Genomic DNA, 24,426 nt, shown 5'->3' with positions numbered 1-24,426 from the left:
CTCGGGGTGTACCCCGGATCGTATCGAGAGCAGCTCGTTGAACCTTTCCGCTCCCCCATCCGAACACTCCGGTGTGACCGGGCTCCCTCCACGCGTACTCCTGATGCTCCTGATCCTGATGGGAGTCATCCTCGCCCCGGCGAGTCCGGCCCTCGCCCACGCCGCGACGGTCGGCGCGGTCCCCTCGCCGGGCAGCGTCATCGGCACCTCGCCCACCGAGGTCACCGTCACCTTCAGCGAGTCGATCACCCCGGTCACCGGCCGCATCCAGGTGATCGCCCCCGACGGCGAGCGGATCTCCGGGCTGGCCACCGCGCGCGGCTCGATCCTGCACATCCCGGTCCGCAAGGCCACCCACCCGCTCGGCACGTACCTGGTCAGCTACCGCGTCATCTCGGCCGACAGCCACCCGGTCGGCGGCGCCGTCACCTTCTCGGTCGGCGCACCCTCCGCGCGCCCTTCGGCCGCGACGACCACCGGAACCCACCCGTCGGTCCGGGCCGCGGTCCCCACCTTCCGTTTCCTGGGGTACGCCGGCCTGACGCTGACCGTCGGTCCCGCACTCTTCCTCGCGTACCTCTGGCCCCGCCGCCGCTCCCGCACCGGCCCGATCCGCGCCATCCGCATCGGCCTGTCCCTGATCGCGGTGGCCGCCCTCGGCGCCCTCGGCACGCAGGCCCAGCAGGGCAGCGGCGCCGCCCTCTGGCAGGTCTCGGCAGGTGAGCTCGGCGAGGTGGCGTCCTCCCGTTTCGGCCTGATCCTCATCGCCCGCCTGGCCATCGTCGCCCTCCTGGCCTTCCTGCTCCCACCGCTACTCCGCACCCGCCGCCCGGCCCTGATCGTCTCCGCCGCCGCTTCCGCCCCGCTCTCCACCGTCGCCGAATCTCCCCGAACAGAAATATCCGATATGCCGCCTCCCGCGCGATCGCCGATCGGGGCACGGGTGCGGACCGGTCTCGTCCTCCTGCTCGCGATCGCCGGGATGACGACCTGGCCGCTGATCGGGCACGCCAGCGCCGCCCCGATCCCCGCCGTCAGCATCGCCGTCGACGTGGTGCACATCGCCGCCATGTCCGTCTGGCTGGGCGGGCTGATCACGCTGACCGTGTTCCTGCTGCGCGGCACCGACCGGCGGATCCTCGGCGTGCTGCTCCCGGTCTGGTCCCGCTGGGCCGCGCTGGCCGTCGTCTGGCTGGTCTTCGGCGGCGTCATCCAGGCCGTGATCGAGGTCGGCTCGGTGAGCTCACTCTTGGGCACCGGGTACGGCCGCCTCCTGCTCGCCAAGGTCGGCATCCTGGTGCTGGTCCTCGGGGCCGCCGCGCTGGCCCGCCGGATGGTGCGCGCGGCACGGTCCGGTGCGGGTCTACGGCGTACGGTGGGAATCGAGGTCGCCGCCACCGTCGTGATCCTCGCGCTGAGCGCCGTGCTGGTGCAGGTCAACCCGGGCCGCAGCGCCGCCGTGGACGACGGGGCGGTCACCGGCAACGGTGTCTCGGAGACCCTGACCTGCCCGCTCTACACGCTGCAGTTCAACATCTACCCGGTCGAGCTGGGCGAGTACAACACGGTGCACGCCTTCCTCTACACCCCGGAGGGCAACCCGCTCCCGCCGGCCGAGTGGCAGGTCTCCACCCGCCTGCTCGACCAGGACCTGGAGCCGGTCACGGAGCCACTGCTCGGCCTGACCCCGGCCAACCACGCGCTGGGCTCGGTCACCTTCCCGCTCCCCGGCACCTACGAGGTCGCGTTCACCATCCGCGTCGACGACCTGAACCGCGCCACGGTCAAGACCACCGTCAAGGTCACCTCCTGACCACCGGTCACCGTCCCGGCTGGCCCTCAGGGGTGTCCCGACGGCCCTGAGCCACCCCCGAACACCCACCGAACCGGTCAGCCGAGGCGTACGGCGGTGACCACGACCGAGGTGTACGACATCGTGAACGAGCCGCCCATCTCGTCGAGGAGGACGCCGAGCGCGGCCAGCAGTTCGGCGACCTTCGGCGGGGGCAGCCGGGTCAGCCCGCCGGACGTCGGGAGCAGGTCGAGCCACTCGTCGCGGGTGTAGACACGCTCCCACGCGTACTCCCACTGCTCGACCTCGCCGAACGCGCCCGCCGCGTGCATCCCGTCGGCGGCCCGGTCGAGCAGCGGCTGGTACCCGGCGAGCCCGGTACCGCCCGCGTTCTCCGCCATCGCCGGCGGGAGCTGCGGCAGCACCGTCCGGAAGACCGTGGCCAGCGGCTCCCGCAACTCCTCCGGCACCTGGAAGACGTGCCAGAACGGTGCGAGCCGCCCACCCGCCCGGAGCACCGACGCGGCCTTCGCGGCACCCGCCACCGGATCCACCCAGTGCCAGGCCGTACCCGCCACGACCAGGTCGAACATCCGCCCCCGCGACTCCCACCCCTCGATGGTGCCGACCTCGACGGCGACCCCGGCGCGCCGGGCGAAATCGGCCATCCGCGCATCCGGTTCGACCCCCAGGACCGTGCACCCGGCAGCCTGGAACTGCCGGGCCTCGATCCCCGTCCCGCACCCCACGTCGAGCACCTCGGGACCGTTCGCCACAAGACGTTCGATCAGAGCTTTCGGGTACGGCGGACGAGCACGGTCGTACCGCTCCGGATCCACGCCGAACGACTCGGCCACCGCACGCAGCTGATGGGGCTGTGTCTCGAACTCGTTAGTGGGCATCCGCCCACTCTAATGGGCACTCGCCCACTCGTCGACCCGGTAGGTTCGGGCCGAAAGCTTCGGGCCGACAGGCTCAGGCCATCGGGCTCGGGTTCGGGCCGACAGGCTCGGGCCGTCGGGCTCGGGTTCGCGACGGACGAGAAGGGGCGCCGGTGCCGACAGGGGTGGCCATCCGCGACGCGCGGCAGCAGTTGTTCGACGCGGCCGACCGGATCCTGCTGGGCTCGGGCCCGAGCGCGCTGACCAGCCGCGCGGTCACCGTCGAGGCGGGCGTCGCCAAGGGTGTCCTGCACCGCTACTTCACCGACTTCGACGCGTTCCTCGCCGAGTACGTACTGGACCGCGCCGACCGGATGGACCCCCACGCGGCCGCCCTGCGCGACGCCGCCGGCACCGGCACCGTGACCGGCAACATCACCGAGGCGCTGACCGCCCTCTTCGGCTCGGTCGCCGTCGCCATCGTCGCCCTGATCACCTTCCGCGACGAGCTCCGCGCCCGCCTGCGCCACGACTGGCCGGCCGGCATCCCGGTGCTCACCGAGGCCGCCCAGATCATCGCCGCGTACCTCGCCGCCGAACGCGACCTGGGCCGCATCTCCCCTGCCGCCGAGGTCGACTCCCTGGCCGCCATGCTGATCGGCACCGCCCACCTCCTCTTCGCCGACCGCACCGGCCCACCCCCGGACACCGCCCGCGTCCACCGCGCGGTCACCGCCGCCCTCTCCTCCGCCCTCCCCTGACCACACCCAGAGCGCCCACGCGCCCGAGCCACCCACACGCCCCGACCCACCCACACGCCCAGAGCCACCCACGCGCCCCGAACGACCCACGCGCCCAGAGCCACCCACGCACGCGCAAGCGGCTGCCCCTCCCGGCCGACCCCGCTGGTCCATTCCGGCCGGATCGTCACCGGCTGGGCGCCCTCCACACACCCCTCAGCACAGGCTGGACGAGGACGGTAGGTGACAGCGGGTCGTGAAGTGGGCAGAAGTAGGGTATGAACGTCTCGCTTCTCCACCGGGCCGGTGCCGTCGTGGTGACCGTGCGGGGCAACCTCGACCTGGACAGTGCTCCCCTCCTCGCCGACCGCCTCGACCAGGCGCTCGACCGTCCCCGCCCGCGCGTCGTCGTCGACCTCGCCGGAGTGGTGTTCTGTGACTCGACCGGCCTGAGCACCTTCGTCACCGGCCACCGCCGCGCCGAGGCGGCCGGCGGCTGGATCCGGCTCGCGTCCCCCGGCGAGTTCCTCGAACGCCTCCTCGACACCGTCGGCCTCGCCTCCCGCCTCGGCGTCTACCCCACCGTCGACGACGCCCTCTCCGGCCGCCCCGACGACGTCCCCGGCTGACCACGAACGGCACCCGGAAGCACGGCCGAACCCGCACCGCCCACCCCGAAAACGCACCCGGACCCGCACCCGGCCGCCCCGGGAACGCGGCCGGGCCCGCACCCGGCCGCCCCACGCGCGTCACCCTCTTGGCTGGTGCTGAGGGGTGTGTCAGGGCGCCCCACACACCCCTCAGCACCAGCCAGAAGCGGGCGGGAGCCTCCTGGCTGGCGCTGAGGGGTGTGTCGAGAGCGCCGATGCGGCCCTCAGCGCCGGCCGGGGGCCGGCGCGCTAGTCTCGCGGCGTGCTGATCCTCCTGCCGCCCTCCGAAGGTAAGACCCCCGCCACCGAGGGGGCGCCCGTCGACACCGCGAGCCTCTGGCTGCCCGCGCTCGCGCCCGCCCGCAGCCGGGTGCTGAACCGTCTGGTCGCGATGTGCAAGCGGAGCAGTGCCCGATCGATAGCGGACTCGCTCGCCGTGCTCGGGCTCAGCGAGGGGCAGCGTGGCGAGATCGGCCGGAACGCGGGGCTGCTCACCGCGCCCGCCGCGCCGGCCGCCGGGGTCTACACCGGAGTGCTCTACGAGGCCCTGGAACCGGGGAGCCTCGCACCGGAGGCGCGCGCGTGGCTGGACCGGACGGCGGTGGTCTTCTCCGGGCTCTGGGGTGTGGTGCGACTCGGCGACCGCATCCCGGCCTACCGCTGCTCCGTCGGCGTCTCACTGCCGGACCCGGTCGGCGGGCTCACCGCGTACTGGAAGCGGGAACTGAAGAAGGCACTCGACCCGGCGGCCGCCGACGGCCCGGTGCTGGACCTGAGGTCGGGCGCCTACGCGGCGATGTGGGCGCCGCCCGCGGAGACGGCGAACCGGACCGCGGCCCTGCGCGTGCTGCACGAGCGGGTGGTCGACGGCGTGCCGAAGCGGTCGGTGGTGAGCCACTTCAACAAGGCGACGAAGGGCCGGATGGTTCGCACCCTGGCGAGCGAGGCCGCCACCCCGGCGAGCGTGGACGAGCTGGTCACGGCCCTGCGGGACCTGAAGTTCACGGTGGAGGAACACCCCGCGGCGGCGGGCCGGTCACGCCGGCTGGACGTGGTCGTCACCGAGCTCTAGATCGGCCGAACGGCCGCGCCCATTGCGAGGCGCGGCCGTTGCGGGAAGCGGCCGTTGCGGGAAGCGGCCGTTGCGGGACACGGCCGTTGCGGGAAGCGGCCGTTGCGGGACACGGCCGGGCCGGGTCAGCTCGCCGAGAGGATGTCCACCACGAAGCGCAGGTCGCCCTGCTCGGCGCCGTACGCGAGATCCGCCGGGACGTCCAGCTGCACCCGGCTGCCCACCTTCTGCCCGGGGATCCCCTGGTCCCAGCCCTTGATCAGCTGACCGGTCCCGATCTGGGTGGTGAGCGGCTCGCCCCGGGTCCACGAGGAGTCGATCACGTCCCCACCGGCGTACGGGATGAGCTTGTAGTTGACCGTGATGGTCTGCCCGGCCTCGACCGCGGGACCGGTGCCCGGCACCAGGACCGTGGCGGTCAGCTTGTCGAGCGTGCCCGTCCCGCCCGCGACCTCGGGCTCGGTGGCGAGCTCGGCCGGAACACCGGCCGCGGACGTGGTCGCGGCCGGCGCGGCGGTCGACGCGGGCGCGGCGGCGGAGGATTCGTCGCCGGAGCGGACCACGAAGAAGACCACCGCCAGCACGACGAAGACCACGGCACCGGCGATCCCGCCGGCCACCGCCTGGCTGCGGCGCTTGCTGTCACTCATCAGGACTCCCGGAGGATCTGTCGGAAAACTCCGGACACCGTACTCGTCCCGCGACTCTTCGCAACCGGGAACCTCGGCCGAATCGCCGATGCGGATGATCACCCGTACGGTCCCGATCCGATCCCGGTCTTCTCCCTCTCCACCGAAGGTGAGATCGTTTCACCCGCCCGTCCGACCTCCTCCCCGCCCGGAGTGCCACTTGCCCCGCCGCCGCGCGAAGGTCCCGCCAGTGCTGTTGGAGCCGAAGGGTCCCTGGTGGAAGGAGTATCTGGGCCCCGCCGCCGTGATCCTCGCCGGGGTACTGGCCGTGCTGACCGTGGCCGGCGTGCTGTACGGCCTCTCCCATCCCCCGGCGACCGACGCCACCCCGCTGGTCGGTGAGGTCGCCGACCCGGCGACCGGGGTGCCGATCCCGCTGCCCAGCCCGTCGCCGTCGATGTCGACCACGCCGATCGACGACATCACCTTCGAGCGCGGCACGGTCCCGGACACGGTGAACCTGAGCAGCGAAGGCAAGATCGACTGGGTGCACTGGGGCGAGGAGGGCACGTACTCGCTGGAGCGCGCCACCGGGGGCGGCTTCGCGATTCTCGAGGGCACCCCGTCCTCGCCGCGACGGCGGCACACGCTGAGCCCGGAGAAGTTCCGCTGGACCGGCGGCACCCCGGCGCCGAAGGACACCGGCACCACCAGCGGGATCCGTACCTGCGGCAAGGGCCACGGATTCACGCTCTCGGCGCCCGCCGGGCCGGAACCGCAGACGCTGCGGCTCTACGTCGGCGCGGTCGCCGCCCGCGGCGAGCTGCGGATGAGCCTGAACACCGGCGGCGAGACGGTCACCACCACCTTCGAGCAGAAGGGGACGAGCATGGCCACCGCCCGGTACACGGTGAGCTACCGCGCCTCGGCGACTGGCAAGATCTCGATTGAATGGATCACCGACAAGTCCTACGACGAGGACTGCGGTGGGGTCGCGCTACAGGCGGCAACACTCTTCTAACCGTACGGAAGGGGACCAATCGGTGTTCGCGGGCTGGGGATCACGGGTCGCCCGACTCCGCTGGACGGTGCTGGCCGTCACGCTGGTGGCGGTGCTCGGCGCCGGATTCTGGGGACTGGGCGTTTTCGGACAGCTCATCGAGGGCGGATACGACGACCCACAGAGCGAGTCAAGCCGGGCCGCCGCGGTGGCCGCCACCGCGGTGGGCGAGGGTGGCGACGTCATCGCGATCTACACCCCGACCGGCGCCGCGACGATCGACGACGGGGCGCTGACCACCCGGATCAAGGACCGGCTGGCGACGATACCGGCGGCCTCGACGGCGAGTTACTGGGACGCCAAGAACGCCGCCTACGCCGCGAAGGACAGGTCCAGCGCCGTCGCGGTCATCACGCTGCCCGGTGCCGACGACGCCGCGAAGACCACCCGGTTCGCCGCGATCAAGGACGACTTCGCCGTCGACGGCGCCATCGTCCGGCTCGCCGGCAGCATCCCGCTCGCCGACGCCGCCAACACCCGCTCCACCGGTGACCTGGGCTCCGCCGAGGCGATCTCGCTGCCGCTCGTGCTGATCCTGCTGCTCTTCATCTTCGGCTCGCTGGTCGCGGCGTCCCTCCCGGTGATCGTCGGCGGGGCGGCGGTGCTCGGCTCGCTCGGCGTGCTGCACGCGATCTCGCTGGTGCACGACGTCAACTCGTTCGCGGTGAACGTGGCCAGCCTGCTCGGCCTCGGCATGGCGATCGACTACGGGCTCTTCATGGTCGGCCGGTTCCGCGAGGAGCAGGCCGCCGGGTGCACCCCCGCCGAGGCCGTGGAGCGGACCGTCGCCACCGCCGGCCGTACCGTGCTCTTCTCCGCCACGCTGCTGATGACCGCGCTGGCCGGCCTGCTCCTCTTCCCGCAGGGCTTCCTCAAGTCCCTCGCGTACGGCGGACTCGCCTCGGTCCTGCTCGCCATGCTGCTGTCCCTGACGCTGCTCCCGGCGCTGCTGGCGATCCTCGGCCCGAAGGTCGACCTGATCCCGATCCGGCTGCCGTTGCGGGGCCGCGCCGGAATCGGCTGGGAGCGCCTCGCCGCCGTCGTGCTCCGCCGCCCGGTCCTGGTCGCCCTGCCGATCCTTCTCGGTCTGATCGCCCTGGCGTGGCCGATCGGCTCGGTCCACTTCGGCGAGAACGACGAGCGCGTCCTGCCCGCCGCGGACCCGTCCCGGATCGCCGTCGAGACGCTGAAGGCCGACTACCCGCAGTTCAGCGCCGACGGCGTGCAGATCGTGCTGCGCGGCACCGACATCGACGTCACCGCGTTCATCGACCGGATCACCAAGATCGCCGGCGTCGCCTCGGTCGTACCTGCCGGGGAGAAGGGCGACGTCACCGTCCTCACCGCGGCGCTGAACAGCACGGACTCGTACAGCGACGAGGCACGCGAGGTGGTCGACGACATCCGTCTGCTCGGCCCGCCCGCCAAGGCCGGGATGCTGATCGGCGGCGCCACGGCCCGCAACGTGGACAGCCTCGCCGCGATCGGCGACCGCCTCCCCCTGATGATCGCCCTGCTCACCGGCGCGACGCTGCTCCTGATGTTCCTGGCCTTCGGCTCGGTCCTGCTCCCGGTCAAGGCCGTGGTGATGAGCGCCCTCAGCCTCACCGCCACGTTCGGCTCGCTGGTCTGGCTCTTCCAGGAGGGCCACGGCGCGGGCCTGCTCGACGTCACGCCGGCGCCGCTGGAGGCCGGCATCGTGGTCCTGATGGCCGCGGTCGTCTTCGGTCTCTCCACCGACTACGAGGTCTTCCTGCTCTCCCGGATGGTCGAGGCCCGCACGGCCGGCGCCTCGACGTCCGAGGCGGTCACCATCGGCCTCACCCGCACCGGCCGGGTGATCAGCGCCGCCGCCCTGCTCCTCATCGTGGTGACCGGCGCGTTCGCCCTCTCCACGGTCACCACCATGCGTTTCGTCGGCGTCGGCATGATCATCGCCCTGCTCCTCGACGCCACGGTCGTCCGCATGCTCCTGGTCCCGGCCACCCTCGCCCTGATGGGCGACGCCGCTTGGTGGTCCCCACCCTTCCTGCGCCGCTTCCAGCAACGTGCGTCTGTCTTTTCTCATACGCACGATCCGGCCGCCCACCGCGCTCAAAAGGCCGACCCCGACCCGGGCACCCCTACCGACGTCCTCGACTACGCCGCCGTCCAGTCCCACGTGATGTCCAGCCCCGACGCCACCGCCCTGGTCACCTCCCTGCGCTCCTCCTCCCCCGCCTCGTCCTCCCCCGCCTCGTCCTCCCCCGCCTCGTCCTCCCCGGCTTCCCCCTCTCCGGCCTCGGCCTCCCCGGCATCGTCCTCCCCGGCCTGGCCTTCCCCCCTCGTTTCTCCCCTGCCGCCCTTCCCTCCCCTGTCGTCTCCCCCCGAAGCCACCGCCTCGACTCCATCTGACGCTCCAGACTCGCCGGACTTTTCGGATTTGTCAGGCGCTCCGGAGCCCTCTTCCGCTCCCGCAGCCCTCGACCCCACCCCCACCACCCCGGATGAACCCGGCATCCCGGACGAACCCCTCACCGGTCCCTCCACAACGGACGCTGAGCCTTCATCCGCACGCCCCTCCACCCCCGTTGATCAGGACATGGCCACCCCGAAGATCGAGGACAACGACGCGGAACCCGCCCTGCTCGACCAGACCCAGGCGATCCCGATCTTCTCCGAGCCCTTCGACCCGGACGCCCCGCCCCCGGTGAGCGCCATCCCGAGCATCGACGACCCCGAGGCCCCCCTCTTCACCGAAACCGCCTCGGCCCACGTCATCAACCGTCTCCCGGTCCCCACCGACTCCGGCCCCACCCCGCTCTTCACCCAGGCCTCAGCCGACCTCCCCGACACCGACGAGCCCGACGACACCGAGCCCGGCGCCGCTGAGCCCACCGTCACTGAGCCCACCGTCACTGAGCCCACCGTTGCTGAGCCCACCGTTGCTGAGCCCGACACCGCTGAGGCCGACACCGCTGAGGCCGGTTTCCCCGAGTCCGCCGACACTGCCGCCGATCCCGCCGAGGGCCCTACCGACATGTCCCTTCCCGACGCGTCGTCCTCCGACGAACCCGCCGCCACCCCGGACCCGATCAGCACCCAGCACCCGGTGACCGCCGACCTCTGGGCCGAGGTGGAAGCCACCCTGGCCGCCGGCGCCGCCATCACTGCGGGCGACCTCCCGTCCATCGACGAGCCCACCCCTCCCCCCACCGAGGACCCCGGCGTTCCGACCGAACCCTCCCCAGAACTCACCGCAGAGCCCGAACAACTCACCGCAGAGCCGGAACCGGAACCGGAACCGGAACCGGAGCCCGAGCTGGCACCGGGACCTGAGCCGGAGCCGGAGCCGGAGCCGGAACTTGAGGCGGAGCCGGTCGACGAGACGGCCGACCCCGCGCTGGCCAGCTCATACTCGACCCCGGTCAGCATTCTCGACGACATCGACATCACCGACGTCGAGCCCGCCGCCGACTACCTGACTGCCCAGGAGCCCGCTCCCACCCCGCAGCCGGAACTCCCCGCCACCCCGCAGCCGGACCCGGTACCCGACCCCGAGGCGACGCTCCTCCCGGAACCCGAGCCGGCGTTCACGCACGAAACCGCAGAGGCCGGGCCGGCGTTCACGCACGAAACCGCAGAGGGCGAGCCGGCGTTCACGCACGAAACCGCAGAGGGCGAGCCGGCGTTCACGCACGAACTCGAGGGCGGGATCGAGCCGGGGGCTGAGGGGGCGCCGGAGGCGGCGGGCGGGGCGGCGGGCGGGGCGGCGGCCGTACCGGGAGAGGATTTTGAACCGCATCGGCCGGATCTCAGCGATCCCGAGATCGCGCAGGCCTTCGCCTGGATGAACGACCCCCGGCTCGCCTCGGTCGTCTCCACCGGGAACGGGCCGGACACGTTCCCCTGGCTCGCCGACGCGGGCGACCCCGAGACAGGCGATCCCGAGACAGGCGATCCCGAGACAGGCGATCCCGAGACAGGCGATCCCGAGACAGGCGATCCCGAGACAGGCGATCCCGAGACGGGTGATCCCGTATCGGGTGCTCCTGAGACGCGTGCTCTTGAAGCGGGTGACCCCGACGCGGCCGGGCCCGGGCTGGAAGTCGATGATCAGTCGGCGAGTCCGGACGGCGGCGAGTTCGCCGAGGTCACGGTCGGTGCGGCACCGGCGATGGCTGTGCCCGCGCGCAGGCCCCGTACGCTGGATGAATGGCTCAACGGGGACAAGGCCGCGCCGCAGCGGCCGCAGACCCTCGGTGACCTGCCCGCCTCCCCGGCAGTCGGCGTCAGCGAGTCGCCGGCGCCGCCGAGCCCCGCGGCACGGCGGCCGGAGACCCTGGACGAGTGGCTGCACGGGCCCACCACCACCCGGCCGCAGAGCCTCGAGGACTGGAAGCCCCGGGACGAGACCCCCGAACCGAACTGACAGCGAGCCGAACTGACAGCAGACCGAACTGACAGCGGGCCGAAACGGCAGCGAGCCGGGGCGGGATACCCTTCGCGAGCGCGCCCGGCGGCCGATAGGAGCCGCCGGGTTAAGTACAGTGCGTGCGGTAGAGGGCAAGAGAGGGACGTGGAGCATGACCGGCAGTGACTCGACCGTGGGCGTGGATCCGGACCGGCTCGCGGTCTGCCTCGCCGTCCTGGCCGAGGTGCAGACGCTGCCTCCGGAGCATCCGGACGCGGTGACCGTGCGCAGGGCCACGGCCGGGATCTTCAAGACGGTCAAGGTGCAGCGACGACGCGATCGTCGTGCGGCCGTACTGGAGAATGATCGTGCCGTGACCGAGGCGACCGCGACCGGTGCGCCGGGGCGGATCGACGACGAGACCGCGGGCATTCCGCTCACGAGTGCCACGCAGGGTGCCGTCGCCGGGGTGCTGAAGCAGGCGCGCGGCTGTTATGTCTGCAAACAGCGGTACACCGTGGTGGACGCGTTCTACCACCAGCTCTGCCCGGATTGCGCCAAGCTGAACCACGAGCGGCGGGACGCGCGGACCGATCTGACCGGCCGGCGGGCGCTGCTCACCGGCGGGCGCGCCAAGATCGGCATGTACATCGCGCTGCGGCTGCTCCGGGACGGCGCGGACCTGACGATCACCACCCGGTTCCCGCACGACGCGGTGCGCCGGTTCACCGCCATGCCGGACAGCGCCGACTGGCTGCACCGGCTGCGCGTGGTCGGGATCGATCTGCGGGATCCGGCCCAGGTGGTGGGCCTCGCGGACTCCGTCGTGGCGCGGGGACCTCTGGACATTCTGATCAACAACGCGGCCCAGACCGTACGCCGTACCCCGGGCTCGTACTCCGCCATCGCCGCCGCCGAGACGGCCGCCCTGCCCTCCGGAAACCTTCCCGAGCTGGAGTATTTCGGCACGGCCGGCACCCTCGGCACCTCTCCCGCCGCCGCCCTGACCGCCGGCAGCACCACGCTGAGCCCGCAGCAGATCACCGAGCTGGCGCTGACCGCCCGGTCGGTGGCGATCGACGCGGGCGGCCTGGTGCCGGACACGACCACGACCAACAGCTGGAGCGACCGGGTCCACGAGGTCGACCCGCTCGAACTGCTCGAGGTCCAGCTCTGCAACGTGACGGCGCCGTTCATCCTGGTCAGCCGCCTGCGCCCGGCGATGACCGGGTCGCCGCACCCCCGGCGGTACGTGGTGAACGTGTCCGCGATGGAGGGGATCTTCGCGCGCGGCTACAAGGGCGCCGGGCATCCGCACACGAACATGGCGAAGGCCGCGCTGAACATGCTGACCCGTACCAGTGCGGTGGACATGTTCGCCGACGGCATCCTGATGACCAGTGTGGACACCGGCTGGATCACCGACGAGCGGCCGCACCCGACCAAGATGCGCCTGCACGAGGAGGGTTTCCACGCCCCGCTGGACCTGGTCGACGGCGCGGCCCGGGTGTACGACCCGATCATCCGCGGTGAGCAGGGCGAGGACGTGTACGGCTGCTTCCTGAAGGACTACGCCCCGGTGGCCTGGTAACACGACCGCGGGCCACGCCCCCGGAGGGTGTGGCCCGTGATCAGGTGAGGCTACGTCACACTATTTCCGATATTTCAGGGCTGAGGCCAGGCCGCCTGGCCACGCGGCCCACTCCTGGGACCATGGTCATCCCGCCCGGGACCGTGATCGTCCCGCCCGGGACCGTGGTCATCGCGGCCAGGACCGTGATCGTCCCGCCCGGGGCCATGGTCGTCGCGCCCGGGACCGTGATCATCGCGCCCGGGACCGTGATCATCGCGCCCGGGGCCATGGTCGTCGCGCCCGGGACAGTGATCGTCGCGGCCAGGACCGTGGTCGTCCCGCCCGGGACCGTGATCGTCGCGGCCAGGACCGTGGTCGCGATCGCGGCCGGGTCCGTCCGGGATGTGGAAACGCTTGCCCGGGTAGTCCGGACGGTACGGCCACCCGCTCGGCCACGACCCGCCCCAGTCGTCCCAGCCCCAGTCGTCCCCGGCGACGACCAGCTGGTAGACCCGGCCCCGCGGACCCCAGTACGTCGGTTCGCAGTCGTAGTCGTACCAGGCCCCATTGTCGATCCCGGTCCACCCGGCCCGCTCGCACGCCCGCTCCGTCCGGAACGTCCCGGCGACGTAGTCCCCCCAGTGAGCCCCGGACCGCGGCGCCGCCTGCACCGGCCCGATCCCGATCATCGCCCCGGCGGCGACACCCATCCCGGCGATGGCCAGGAATCGCTGTGCCTTGTTCATGTCACACCTTTTCGGACATATGAGCCATAACGCGCCTAGCCGACCACGGCCGTCCGAGGGTTTCCGGGGTTTCGCGGTATCTAATCCGTTCGGCCGACCCCCTCAGTGTCCGAAAGGTGCTGATATGCCGGACGAAGCACCTCGTTTATGGGACGCCCGTGGTGCGTGAGCCGCGGCGGATCCAGCTGATCGAGGAGCGCGTCCGGATGCCCACCGGCGTCACCGAGGTCCAGCGCGAAGCCGAGCTCTCCCCAGAAGGCGCCCGGGTCCTCCGGGTCGACCAGGGGAGCCGGTTCATCGACGGGTTCCGCCTCGGGCACCGCTTCGGCGGGCGACGCCTCACGCAACCGCCGCAACCGCATCAGGAGCTCGTCCCGGGTACGCCCCCGCCAGGTGAACACCTCGAACGGGTCCGACTCGAAGGCCCGGGCCAGCGCGTAGCAGGTCGCCGCGAGGTGGATGCACGGCATCGGCCAGCGCTCGCAGGTGCAGTCCATCGCCACCTCGTCCAGCGAGAGCGGCAGCAGGCTCATCCCGTTCCCGGCGAACGTCGCCTCGATCCCGTCCGGCATCCGCCCGTCGAGCAGGCTCGCCGTGAAGCGCGCCTCCTTGACCAGCGTCTCCTCGATCCGCGCCCAGTCGGCGGCCCCGAACGCGCGGACCGCGATCCGGGCCCGGAACGCGACGGCGTCCTCCGGCCCACGGACCAGCGCGACCGCGAGACTGCTGGAGATCGTCAGGCTGCGTACGTGACCGGCACGCTCGTCCCGGCGGCCGCGCGCGAAGGTCGGCCCCATCCGGAGCGACTCGAACATGCCGAGGAACGCGAGGGGGAAATCAGTCAACGATCGCCTCCGGTGCCAGGGCGACCAGGTCGCGCAGATCCTGGGCGGAGAGCGCGCTCAGCCACCCCTCACCCGAGCCGACCACCCGTTCGGCGAGGACGCCCTTGTCGGCGAGCAGTCGGTCGATCCGCTCCTCGAGGGTGCCGAGGCAGACCAGCGTGTGGACGTGCACGTCCTTGCGCTGACCGATCCGGTACGCCCGGTCCGACGCCTGGGTCTCGGCCGCCGGGTTCCACCAGCGGTCCACGTGCACCACGTGGTTCGCCGCGGTGAGGTTGATCCCGGTCCCCCCGGCCTTGAGCGAGAGCACGAACACCCCCGGCCGGTCGGCCTGCTGGAACTCGGCCACCATCGCGTCCCGGGCGCCGCGGGCCGTACCCCCGTGCAGGAAGGGGACCCTGACCCCGAAGCGGGCGGCCAGATGCGGGGCGAGCATCCCGCCGAACCGCGCGAACTGGGTGAAGCAGAGGACGCTCTCCCCCGCCCCGAGCGCCCGGTCCACGATCTCCTCCAGCCGGTCCACCTTGCCGGAGCGGCCGGGAAGCGGCGAACCGTCCTTGAGCAGCAGCGCCGGGTGCACGCAGACCTGTTTGAGCTTGGTCATCGCGGCCAGCACGAGCCCCTTGCGCCAGCGCTCGCCCGGTTCGGCCATCTTGGCCAGCAGCTCGTCGAGGACCGCCCGGTAGAGGCTGACCTGCTCCGTCGTCATGCCGCACAGGTGCCTGACCTGACGTTTGGACGGCAGATCATTCGCGATCGCCGGGTCCGATTTCGTACGCCGGAGCAGGAACGGCCGCGTCGCCTGCCGGAGCCGGGCCGCCGCCTCCTCGTCCGCGTACCTTTCGATCGGAACGGCGAAACGGGCCCGGAAGGCGTGCGCCGACGCGAGCAGGCCGGGGTTGGCGAAGTCCAGAATCGACCATAGTTCGGAGAGCCGGTTCTCGACCGGCGTGCCGGTCAGCGCGATCCGGCTCCGCGCCGGGAACGTGCGCACCGCCCGCGCCGCCGACCCCGCGCTGTTCTTGATGTGCTGCGCCTCGTCGAGCACCACGCGGTCCCACTGGATCGCCGCGAGCGCCGCCGCGTCCTTGACCGCCGTCGCATACGTGGTCAGCACCAGATCGGCGTTTTCGATCAGCGCCGCCGGGTCCGCCCGGTCGGCCCCGTGCAGCACCGTGACCCGCAGCCCCGGCGCGAACCGCTCCGCCTCACGCTGCCAGTTGCCGAGGACCGAGAGCGGACAGATGAGCAGCGCCGGCCCATCCCTCCGGTGCAGCAGCAGCGCCAGGAGCTGCACCGTCTTCCCGAGCCCCATGTCGTCCGCCAGACACGCGCCGAGCCCCAGTTCGTCCAGGAAGTTCAACCACGACAGACCCCGCTTCTGGTACGCCCGGAGCTCCCCGTTCAGGCCGTCGGGCTGCTCGAGAACCTCCAGCCGCTGGTCGAGCTCCCCGCCGAGCAGGGCGCCGAGCCAGCCCTCGCCGCGCGCGTCGGTGACCGGGAGTGGCAGGTCCTCCGGCGGCAGCAGCCGTACCGTGCGCAGCGCCTCCCCGGCGGTCATCCGGCCACCGCCACGGCGCAGGAAGGCCAGCCCCGCGGCGAGCCGGTCCGCGTCCAGGAAGACCCAGCGCCCGCGCAACCGGACCAGCGGCACCTTCGCGCGCGCCAGGTCGGCCAGATCATCCTCGGTCAGCGGGCGCCCGCCGAGCGCCAGCCCCCACTGATAGTCGACCAGCTCGCGGAGCCCCGCCGTCCGGTCGCGCAGCACGTGGGCGACCGCCTCCCGCGACCGCACCCGCAGCGACAGCCCGAGCCCGGAGCTCCGTCGCCACCAGGCCGGGAGCAGGACGCCGTACCCCGCCTCGGTCAGTAGCTCCGCGTGACTGAGGAACCCGTGCGCCCCCTCGGTATCCATGATCATCTGGGTGGGCCGCACCTCGCGCAGCGCGTCCCCGAGCGCCGGCCAGAGCCGCGAGGCCCGCCCGAGCCCGGCGAGCAGCCGTTCCTGCGGATGCCCGGTCCACCGCCGCAGCGGCGCGTAGTCGTCCCGCCAGACGTCCGCCGCCCCGACGAGGACACTGGGCTCGTCGGCCGCCTGCAGCAGGAACTCCAGCCGCCACGAGTCCTCGGGCAGGCGCACCTCGGCGGGCATCACGGGTTCGTGCTCGCGGGGATCGCTGAGCCGGAAGCAGACCCGCACCGCCGAGCCACGGGCCGCCTGATCGAACCACCCGTCCAGCCGCTCGACCAGCTCATCCAGCCGCTCGACCCGGTCGTCGGCGAGCTCGGGCCCGGCGTCGAACTCCGGCTCCGCGGTGAGCGCCCCCAGCCATCCGTAGCCGGCCAGCGTCACCCCACGCTCGGCCAGCCGGGTACGCACGAGCCCGTCGACCAGCCTGCCGAGCGCGACCGCGACCAGGTCCTCGGGTCCGGCCACGTCCGCGGGTCTCTCCAGCGGCCCTCTCCCCGCAGCCGTTTCGCCCTTTCCTCCGCTTTCCCGGCTTCCTCGCGCGGCCGGGTCGCCCGTCTCCGCTCGGCAGGCGGCGGGCATGGCGGCCACCAGCGCCGCTCGCCGGGCCGCGTCCGCGCCGATCAGAACCGGTCGCCAGTAGGCGCTCGGGCGCACCCCCTCGATCCGCACCCCGGGCAGCACCCGCCCGCGCCGCACCAGACTCGCCGCGAAGGCGCACAGCTCGATCATCCACCGGACCCCCGGCGAGATCCGCCCCTCGAACTCCGCCGCCAGATCCGCGTCGAGGAACGGCACCTCCACCGCCGGCACCCGCCATGCCCGCGCCCGCGGAACCCCCCGTCGCGGCGACAGCCCGACCTGCGGCGACGGCAGCGGCCCGGCCCCGGTCGAGGGCAGCACCAGCGTCGCGGCCTCCCGCCGGTCACCGGCGGGCAGCCCCTCCACGGGGATCGCCCCCGGATGCCACGGCCCCGCGCCACGACCGTCCGTGCCGGCCTCACCCCACAGGTTCAGCCCACCGTCCCGCCCCACGAACCCGTGGAGGACACGCACATCCGCCTCGGGGACGGTCACCACTCCGCTGTGCACCCCGCCGACTCTAGGCCGCCCCACCGACACTTCCCGGCAGCGCCCACCTCCTGCCGTGCGCATCGGCATGCCCCTGCACATCGGCCTCGGTCCCGCCGATCGCCAAGCCCACCCACGTCCGGCTGGCCATCAGGGGCGACCCCGCTGGTCGATTCCGGCGAGATCGTCACCGGCGGGGTCGCGGGGTGGGCGTTCTCGGTCATGGTCCGGGTCGGGGGTTATCCACAGCCGGGGTTTATCCACAGGGCCCCGGGCCAAGATCACCGTTATGTGCCACTGTTCCGTCAGGGATGGGGGTTTCCCCCGGTCGGGGTGGGCCCCGACCGACCGGACTTGATCAACATTTCATGATCAACTACGGGTTGGATCTTGGTGGCTGGTGCTCAGGGGTGTGTCGGCGGGCTGGAGAGACCCGTGAGCGCCAGCTTTCCCGGCGCGGCTGGCGTTCACGGGTCACTCGGAGCGCCCGAGACACCCCTAACCACCAGCCGACCGGACTGAGACACACCCCGAGCGGCCAGCCTGCCGCCACACATCAGCACGCCACCACCACGCGGCGGGGGACAGATGTGCCCCGGTTGCGGGCGTACCCCGGGAGGGGTTTGGTCAGAAACGGTCAGTGAGGGGTCAGGACTCGCCGCTTCGTGCGGACCGGGAAGGTGAGCGGGCCGCGGATGATGCCGGCCGGGCGGCGGGTGAGCGGGCCGGCGCGGCGCAGATCGGGAAGCCGCTCGGCCAGGCGCCGGAGGGCGATCGTGGCTTCGAGGCGAGCCAGCGGGGCACCGACGCAGTAGTGGATGCCGCCGGAGAAGGCCAGGTGGTCAGATTCGGACGTACGGTGGATGTCGAAGGCGGCGGCGTCCGCGAAGACCGACGGGTCCCGGTTAGCGCCGCCGAGCAGGGTGATCACGAACTGGCCGGGGCGCAGCGTGACACCGGCGAGTTCGATCTCCTCCTGGGCGCCGCGGGCGGTGCGCTGGGCCGGAGTGTCCCAGCGCAGGGCCTCCTCGACGGCCGGGCCGGCCAGCCCGGCGGGGTCGGCACAGAGATCGGCCCACTGGTCCGGGTGGTCGAGGAGCGCGTTGACCGCGTTGCCGATCAGGTTGACCGTGGTCTCGAACCCGGCCACGAGCAGCAGACGGCACATCGGCAGCATCTCGTGCGGCTGAATCTGATCACCCTCGGCGGCGACGATCCGGCTCAGCGCGTCGTCGGACGGTTCGGTCCGCCGCAGGTCGAACAACCGGACGAACACGTCGTCGAGTGCCTCACTGGCCGCCTTGAGCTGGGCGGCGTGCCGCAGTGAGCGGACACCGGCGAGCGCCCCGCCGATCACCTGCCCGTACCGGGAGAACGTCTCCGCGTCGACGTCGGGCACGCCGAGCAGGTCGTTGATCACCTGGATCGGGACCGGGGCGGCGAAGTCCCCGATCAGGTCGAACGTGCCCTTCGCGGCGGCCGCGTCGAGCAGTGCGTCGACGGTGCGCTCGATGCGGGGCCGGAAGCCGGCGACCTGCTTCGGGCTGAACGCCGGCTGGGCCAGGCGGCGCAGGCGGGTGTGGTCGGGCGGATCCTTGTCCAGGAATGACATGTCGATCTCGTCACCGGGTGCTCCGGGACCGGCGAGGGCGACCGATCGGACGCCGAATCGCCGGTCCCGCAGCACCGCCTGGCAGACGGCGTAGTCCGCGGTCACGTAGTTCCCGAGGCGGGCGGTGGGCATCAACGGCCCGTACGCGCGAACCTGCTCGTAGATCGGGTACGGGTCGTCCCGCAGATGCAGCAGCGAGAGCGGGTCCCGCCGGACGTGCCCGTAGTACCGGATGGCGAGCTGACGCGAGTAGAGGGCTGTCGCGAATCGCAGAGCCTGCACGGTGAACCTCCCGTTCCCTGGCAGACTATGCGATGTATGTCCTAGATCGCGTGCCTACGACAACTCTGCGACATATCCGGACACCCGGGCGAGTGCCGCGTTCCAGTTGATCGCCTCCTCATTGGTCGACCAGGACTGAATGTCGTCGATGTAGCAGAACTGGCCGACACAGCCGCTGATCTTGCTCTGCGCGTACGGGTCCTGGATGGAGGAGTTCGCGCCACCGGCCAGGGTCCCGGTGGGCGGGTGCGGCAGGCTCGGGTCGAGCTCCGCGGCGTACCAGCGGCTGTGCTCGTTCTGGGAGCTGACCTCGCCGTACCCCGTGACGTAGGAGATGTTCAGGGCATTTCGGCCGAAGAGGTAGTCCAGACCGGTCAGCACGCCGTCCCGGTACTTCCGCTTGCCGGTGAGCTGATGAGCGGCCGAGATCACCACCAGGTTGTTCAGGACGGCACTGTTCGACCCCCAGTCCCACATGTTGTTCGCCGGCGCGTAGGTCACGCCGTACGGGTGCGCGGCCTGCACGGCCAGGTACTTCTCGGCGGCCTGGACCACCGACGCCTTCACGGACGAGAGACCGGGAAGCCGGTTCGGCACCAGCGCCAGGTCGAGCCGGGCCGCTCCGGCGGTCGACGCCCAGTCGAAGGCGCCCTGGCCGAAGACGTCCGCGGTGTGCACGGGCGAGGCGAGCACGTCGTCGGCGAAGCGCCTCTCCCCCGTGGTGAGGTAGAGCTCGGCCGCGGCCCAGTAGAACTCGTCACCGACGTTCGTGTCGTTGTAGGCACCTCCTCCCACGCCGTCGGACTCCGGCGCGTACGCGATCGGGTTGGTCGCCGCCGCGGTGTAGGCGGTGCGCGCCGCCTGGAGAGCGCGTGCCGCGAACGCCGCGTCGTACTGCTGGTAGACCCGCGCGGCCTGGGCGGCCACCGCGGCGAGGTTCAGCGTCGCCGCCGTCGAGACCGGGTGCAGCTCACGGGGCTGCGGGTCCTGGCTCGGCAGCAGCGGGAGGCCGGTCCACGCCGCGTCGTGGATCTTGTGGTGCACCATGCCGGAGGGCGCCTGCATCTTCAGCAGGAACTCCAGCTCCCAGCGGACCTCGTCGAGGATGTCCGGGGTGCGGTCGCCGCTCTCCGGGATGTCCAGACTGGTCTTGCGTACGTCCCGGGACTGCTCGTACTCGCTGAGCAGCTCCCCGACGGTGATGCCGCCGTTGACCACGTACTTCCCGTGGTCGCCGGCGTCGTACCAGCCGCCGCGGACGTCGAGCGTGTAGTCGCAGACGCCGGCCTGGCAGGGGACGTCGCCGTCCCCCTGGTTCGGCGCCACGTCCACGTGCCCGGCGGGTCGTGCGTAACCGGGCCGCAGGTCGTCGCGGATCTCGATGCCGGATCGCTGGGTGTAGTAGAACTTCAGCGCGTCGGCGCGCAGCCGCTCATAGGCGTCTCCTCCGATGTCGAAGGACCGGGAGGTCTCCCCGTCGGCGACGACGCTATACCCCTTTCCGGCTCGGGTGTAAGAGCTGAAATCGATCGTGTGCACGTACTGCCCTGAACTGGCATCGATCCCGTACGGCCTGGTCAGACCGTGTGCGACCACCGCCCCGGCGGCGTCGGTCAGCTGCCACGGTAGGGCGGCGGTGGCGTCGCTCACGAGGGTCGCCGCCTTCGGTCCGGAAGAAAGATAGACGACCTGGTTGACTCTGACCCTGGGTCCGGTATCAGGCTCGTAGACCTCGGGCGGCACGCCGCCGACCAGAGAGACGTCATCGACGCAGAAACGCCAGGGATCGGCGCTGCCACCGATCTGGAAGGCGACCTGCGCCTGGTCCGTGTCCACTCCAGCCGTGAAGGTGTACTCATAATGCTGACGATCACCGAGAACCGGGGACTGCTCGAAGTACGTGTCGTAGGGATCGACGGCGAGGCCGGTGATCGCGCGGACCACATGGCCCGCGGTCCCGCTCGCGTCGAAGCTGAATCGGTAGGTCTCGCCGGCGATCAGGTCGATGTCGTTCTGCCCGATCCCGACGTCCCACCGGTTGGTGGTGCCGCCGGGCACATCGGCACAGGCCTGCCCGTCGACGAGTTCGATGGCCGTGTTCGAGGTCGACCAGAAGGGGTCGGCGGTGCCGTCGAATCCACCGTTGACCACCTGCTCGACCTCGTCGGCCCGGGCCGGCGCGGCGGCGCCGACGATGAGCAGGGCGGATGCGGCGGCAATGATGCGGGAGCGCTCCCATAGACGCATGGACACATCTTGATTGCCTACGTGTTACGCCGTCAACGACTCCTGGTCCCGGATCCACGCGTCGATCAGCCCACCGAAGTGAGCGAGGAACCTCTCGTGCTCGTGCACCGGATACATCGCCCGCACCGTCTCACGCAGCAGCGAGCGGAACTCCTCCGAGCAGACCCAGTCGTAAACGATCTCGTCGACGTCGCCCAGGTGCTCGTCGCAGAACTCCCGGTACCGGTCGATCTCGAAGTACCGATCGGTCAGCTCACGATAACCGGCCAGCTTCTCGCGATAGCCCCGGTCCGGGTCACCGGCGACCGCGAAGTAGTCGGCGATGTCGGTGTCCAGGCGCGGCCTGCGGCCGGTCACCACACAGAAGACCGTCCAGCGCAGCAGCGCGGTCATCGCCCACGGGAAGTAGTAGTGCAGCGAGGTCAGCGCCACGTCCGGGCAGGCGTTCGCGTAATCGATGGGGTGCACCTCGTCACCGCGGACCAGCGACTCGCACGAGTTGAACTCCCAGCGGAAGAACGCGTTGACCAGCCGGGAGATGGTCACCACCTCGTCGCCGGCGGTCGCGGAGAGGAAGTGGTGGTCCACCTCGTACCGGGAGTGCACCGGCTGGTCCGGGCGGAACCGCATGACCATGGTCTCCGGGCCGATGGTCAGCGCACGGGCGAACACGTCGTACCCCTCCACCGACGCCTGCAGGTGCATCAGCCGCTCCCCCGACGCGTCGTAAGCGGCGTGCAGTTCGGCCGGGTTCCGGACCCTCGAGACCCCGACCCAGGCCCCACCGTCGTACGGCTTCATCCAGAGCGGATACCCGATCGGCGCCGCGGTCGCCTCCAGGTCGAACGGGCGGTTGTAGCGCGCGGCGGTGTAGGCGTACCGCGAGTTGTCCAGCGGGTTCTTGAACGGCACCAGCACCGTCTCCGGGACCTTCAGGCCGAGCCGCATCATCGCGCAGTACGCCGCGTGCTTCTCCATCGACTGGAACGTGAACGGGCTGTTCAGCAGGTACACGTCGTCCATCAGCGCGATCTTCTTGAGCCACTCGCGCGGGTGGTAGTACCAGTACGCGAGCCGGTCGATGACCAGGTCGTGCCGGGGCCGGTCGCGCAGGTTGAACGGCTCGATCGTCACCCGCACCGGCCGGGTCCGGTGCGACCGCCCGTCCGGCCCGGAGACGGTGCCGAGACGGCGCAGCAGGGCCTCGTAGGCACGCGGCCAGTCGTCCTCGGTGCCCAGCAGCAGTCCGATGGTGTGCTCGACGTCGGCCACGGCCGCCTCCTCAGGTCAGTCCGGCCAGACCCGGCACAACAGGGTGGTCGGATGCGGATGAGGTGCGTCCCGCCATCCGCTCCAGGTGTGCCCACCGGCGGTGATCACGACGTCGACGGGATGCCCTCGCCCGCGCAGGAAGTTCGCCAGGCCCCGGTTCGTTGCGCACGTCCTCCTCCAACGCCCCACGGGCCGATACCGGCAGCGGCAACCGGGCACGGCACCGGAACCCGGACGGCACGGGCAGGCGCCACCGGTCGGGCTCCCGCTCGACCGCGCGCACCGCCACCATGTCCGCACACTAACGCCGCGCCGCCCTCCCCGCCGGTCATCCCCGGATTGATCCCTTTCGCAGCCCACACCACGAGGCGCGGGCCGACCGGACGGTGCCACCACGCGAGCATCCGGCACCGAACGAGCGGCGCCACCACGCGAGCATCCGGCGTGGGCGAGATCTCGTCGTGCCTGGTCACCGGGCGGGGGCGGTCTATCGTCGGCGGCATGCGGATGCGGATCGAGGGGTACGACCTGCCGGGGCGGGCCGGTGCTCCGCAGGCCGAGGCGCTACGGCTGGGGAACGTGCACGTCGGGGTGCAGCGCCGCGCCGACGTGGTGGAGCGGTTCCCGGTCTCGGCCGAGCACGTCGCGTGGGACCTGGACGTCGAGGCCCGTGAGGTGACGGACGGGCTGCTCGACGTCGGTGGGCCATGGGTTCACGGGCGGCCGGGGGCCCGGTTCCTCTACCTGAGCTGGGGTGCGGTCACCGGTGACGAGTTCGCTGGGTTCCGGCGGGCGAAGCTGATGTTCGGCGACGTGCCCGGGCCGGTCCTGCGGTCCGCGTTCGACGACCCGGCGGTCGTGCTGGTCGGCCGCCTGGGTCTGACCGGCCCGGACGGCGGGCCCCGGTGCGCCCGCGTCCGCCCGCCCGCGATCACGTGGACCGCCGCACCCCGAGACTCCGTGCGGGAATCGGATGACGCCGACTCCGGAACGGCCGCGGATCACGACAGGTAGGCGGCCACGAAAGGCGGGCGGTCACGGCGGGCAAGCAACCACGGCGGGCGGGCGACCACGGCACTTGAGCAACCACGGCGGGCGCGACCACGGCACTCGAGCAACCACGGCGGGCGCGATCACGACGGGCGGGCGATCACGGCGGGTGCGTCTTCACCGCGGTTAGGGGATCACGACGGGTAGGTGTGGGTGGTGGGTAGGCCCAGCAGGTCCGTCAAGCCGGTGACGCGGAGTTGGCGGTGGACGAACTCGCTCGGGTTGCGCAGCTGGAGCCGGGTGCCGATCCTGCGGGCCGCCTGATGACCCGCGACCAGGGCGCCGATGCCGACCGAGTCCATGAACGTCACGTACGTCAGGTCGACGATCATCTGGGTGGGCCGGTCACGGTGGAGGGTCTCCAGCAGGACCTCGCGGAGTCCGTCGACGGTGGCCGAGTCCAGGGTTCCGCGCACCTCGACGACGATCACGCCGTCCGCCTGCCGCCGGGTCGTCATCGCGGCGCCGTTCATTGCCATCCCGTCTGCCCGGCCCGGCCCGATGACCTGTCCGTCATCAGGCCCAGCCGGGCGATTTGCCCG

General features: G+C 71.8%; 17 protein-coding genes. 8 read left to right on the top strand and 9 right to left on the bottom strand.

Features of this window, described 5'->3' with window-relative positions; all coding sequences use genetic code 11:
• The first annotated feature begins 103 nt into the window (after positions 1–103).
• Positions 104–1,813, top strand: coding sequence for a copper resistance protein CopC (locus AB0M08_RS09905; protein ID WP_364491062.1), 1,710 nt, complete (start codon positions 104–106; stop codon positions 1,811–1,813).
• A 77-nt stretch (positions 1,814–1,890) separates the two neighbouring features.
• Here AB0M08_RS09905 and AB0M08_RS09900 read toward each other — a convergent pair whose 3' ends face one another.
• Complete coding sequence (locus AB0M08_RS09900) at positions 1,891–2,694, bottom strand: class I SAM-dependent methyltransferase (protein WP_364491060.1); 804 nt, start codon at positions 2,692–2,694, stop codon at positions 1,891–1,893.
• 152 nt (positions 2,695–2,846) lie between these two features.
• On the opposite strand from AB0M08_RS09900, the gene AB0M08_RS09895 reads away from it, so the two are divergent.
• The 3 genes from AB0M08_RS09895 to yaaA all read left to right on the top strand — a co-directional run bounded on the left by AB0M08_RS09895 (position 2,847) and on the right by yaaA (position 5,135).
• On the top strand, positions 2,847–3,434 hold the full coding sequence (locus AB0M08_RS09895; protein WP_364491058.1) for a TetR/AcrR family transcriptional regulator: 588 nt from the start codon (positions 2,847–2,849) through the stop codon (positions 3,432–3,434).
• Between the two features lie 257 nt (positions 3,435–3,691).
• The gene (locus tag AB0M08_RS09890) at positions 3,692–4,042 is read left to right on the top strand and encodes an STAS domain-containing protein (RefSeq protein ID WP_364491057.1); all 351 of its coding nucleotides are present in this window, start codon (positions 3,692–3,694) and stop codon (positions 4,040–4,042) included.
• A 283-nt stretch (positions 4,043–4,325) separates the two neighbouring features.
• Positions 4,326–5,135, top strand: a complete 810-nt coding sequence (gene yaaA / locus AB0M08_RS09885) for a peroxide stress protein YaaA (RefSeq protein WP_364491055.1) — start codon at positions 4,326–4,328, stop codon at positions 5,133–5,135.
• Between the two features lie 125 nt (positions 5,136–5,260).
• Here yaaA and AB0M08_RS09880 read toward each other — a convergent pair whose 3' ends face one another.
• The gene (locus AB0M08_RS09880; RefSeq protein WP_364491054.1) at positions 5,261–5,785 is read right to left on the bottom strand and encodes an FKBP-type peptidyl-prolyl cis-trans isomerase; all 525 of its coding nucleotides are present in this window, start codon (positions 5,783–5,785) and stop codon (positions 5,261–5,263) included.
• A gap of 229 nt (positions 5,786–6,014) precedes the next feature.
• Between AB0M08_RS09880 and AB0M08_RS09875 the strand changes: the two genes are divergently transcribed.
• The 3 genes from AB0M08_RS09875 to AB0M08_RS09865 all read left to right on the top strand — a co-directional run bounded on the left by AB0M08_RS09875 (position 6,015) and on the right by AB0M08_RS09865 (position 12,808).
• Complete coding sequence (locus AB0M08_RS09875) at positions 6,015–6,785, top strand: hypothetical protein (protein WP_364491053.1); 771 nt, start codon at positions 6,015–6,017, stop codon at positions 6,783–6,785.
• 22 nt (positions 6,786–6,807) lie between these two features.
• A complete protein-coding gene (locus AB0M08_RS09870; RefSeq protein ID WP_364491051.1) occupies positions 6,808–11,235 on the top strand; it encodes an MMPL family transporter in 4,428 nt (1,475 codons plus the stop codon).
• A 154-nt stretch (positions 11,236–11,389) separates the two neighbouring features.
• Complete coding sequence (locus AB0M08_RS09865; RefSeq protein ID WP_364491049.1) at positions 11,390–12,808, top strand: SDR family NAD(P)-dependent oxidoreductase; 1,419 nt, start codon at positions 11,390–11,392, stop codon at positions 12,806–12,808.
• Between the two features lie 74 nt (positions 12,809–12,882).
• Here AB0M08_RS09865 and AB0M08_RS09860 read toward each other — a convergent pair whose 3' ends face one another.
• From AB0M08_RS09860 to AB0M08_RS09835, 6 genes are all read right to left on the bottom strand, one after another.
• Positions 12,883–13,536 carry a hypothetical protein gene (locus AB0M08_RS09860; protein ID WP_364491047.1) on the bottom strand — a complete coding sequence of 218 codons (654 nt, stop codon included), beginning with the start codon at positions 13,534–13,536 and terminating at the stop codon, positions 12,883–12,885.
• An 80-nt stretch (positions 13,537–13,616) separates the two neighbouring features.
• Complete coding sequence (locus AB0M08_RS09855; protein ID WP_364491045.1) at positions 13,617–14,381, bottom strand: hypothetical protein; 765 nt, start codon at positions 14,379–14,381, stop codon at positions 13,617–13,619.
• Positions 14,374–17,442 carry a DEAD/DEAH box helicase gene (locus AB0M08_RS09850; protein WP_364491043.1) on the bottom strand — a complete coding sequence of 1,023 codons (3,069 nt, stop codon included), beginning with the start codon at positions 17,440–17,442 and terminating at the stop codon, positions 14,374–14,376. The genes AB0M08_RS09855 and AB0M08_RS09850 overlap by 8 nt, the downstream gene beginning before the upstream one ends.
• Before the next feature lie 616 nt (positions 17,443–18,058).
• Positions 18,059–19,315 (bottom strand): cytochrome P450, encoded by a 1,257-nt coding sequence (locus AB0M08_RS09845; RefSeq protein WP_364491041.1) that lies wholly within the window; start codon positions 19,313–19,315, stop codon positions 18,059–18,061.
• A 54-nt stretch (positions 19,316–19,369) separates the two neighbouring features.
• A complete protein-coding gene (locus tag AB0M08_RS09840) occupies positions 19,370–21,562 on the bottom strand; it encodes a glycoside hydrolase family 9 protein (RefSeq protein WP_364491039.1) in 2,193 nt (730 codons plus the stop codon).
• Positions 21,563–21,586: 24 nt separating this feature from the next.
• Entirely contained in the window at positions 21,587–22,834 is a 1,248-nt protein-coding gene (locus AB0M08_RS09835) for a hypothetical protein (RefSeq protein ID WP_364491037.1), read from the bottom strand.
• Positions 22,835–23,335: 501 nt separating this feature from the next.
• Here AB0M08_RS09835 and AB0M08_RS09830 point away from each other — a divergent pair.
• Positions 23,336–23,848 (top strand): DUF5990 family protein, encoded by a 513-nt coding sequence (locus AB0M08_RS09830; RefSeq protein ID WP_364491035.1) that lies wholly within the window; start codon positions 23,336–23,338, stop codon positions 23,846–23,848.
• A 170-nt stretch (positions 23,849–24,018) separates the two neighbouring features.
• On the opposite strand, the gene AB0M08_RS09825 is transcribed toward AB0M08_RS09830, so the two are convergent.
• Positions 24,019–24,363: an STAS domain-containing protein gene (locus AB0M08_RS09825; RefSeq protein ID WP_364491033.1), complete on the bottom strand. Its 345-nt coding sequence runs from the start codon at positions 24,361–24,363 to the stop codon at positions 24,019–24,021.
• Between the last annotated feature and the right edge of the window lie 63 nt (positions 24,364–24,426).

This window comes from Actinoplanes sp. NPDC051851 (assembly GCF_040681165.1).
Classification (GTDB): domain Bacteria; phylum Actinomycetota; class Actinomycetes; order Mycobacteriales; family Micromonosporaceae; genus Actinoplanes.
Note: the sequence above shows the minus strand (reverse complement) of the source record. Positions and strands in the feature narration are given on the sequence as shown.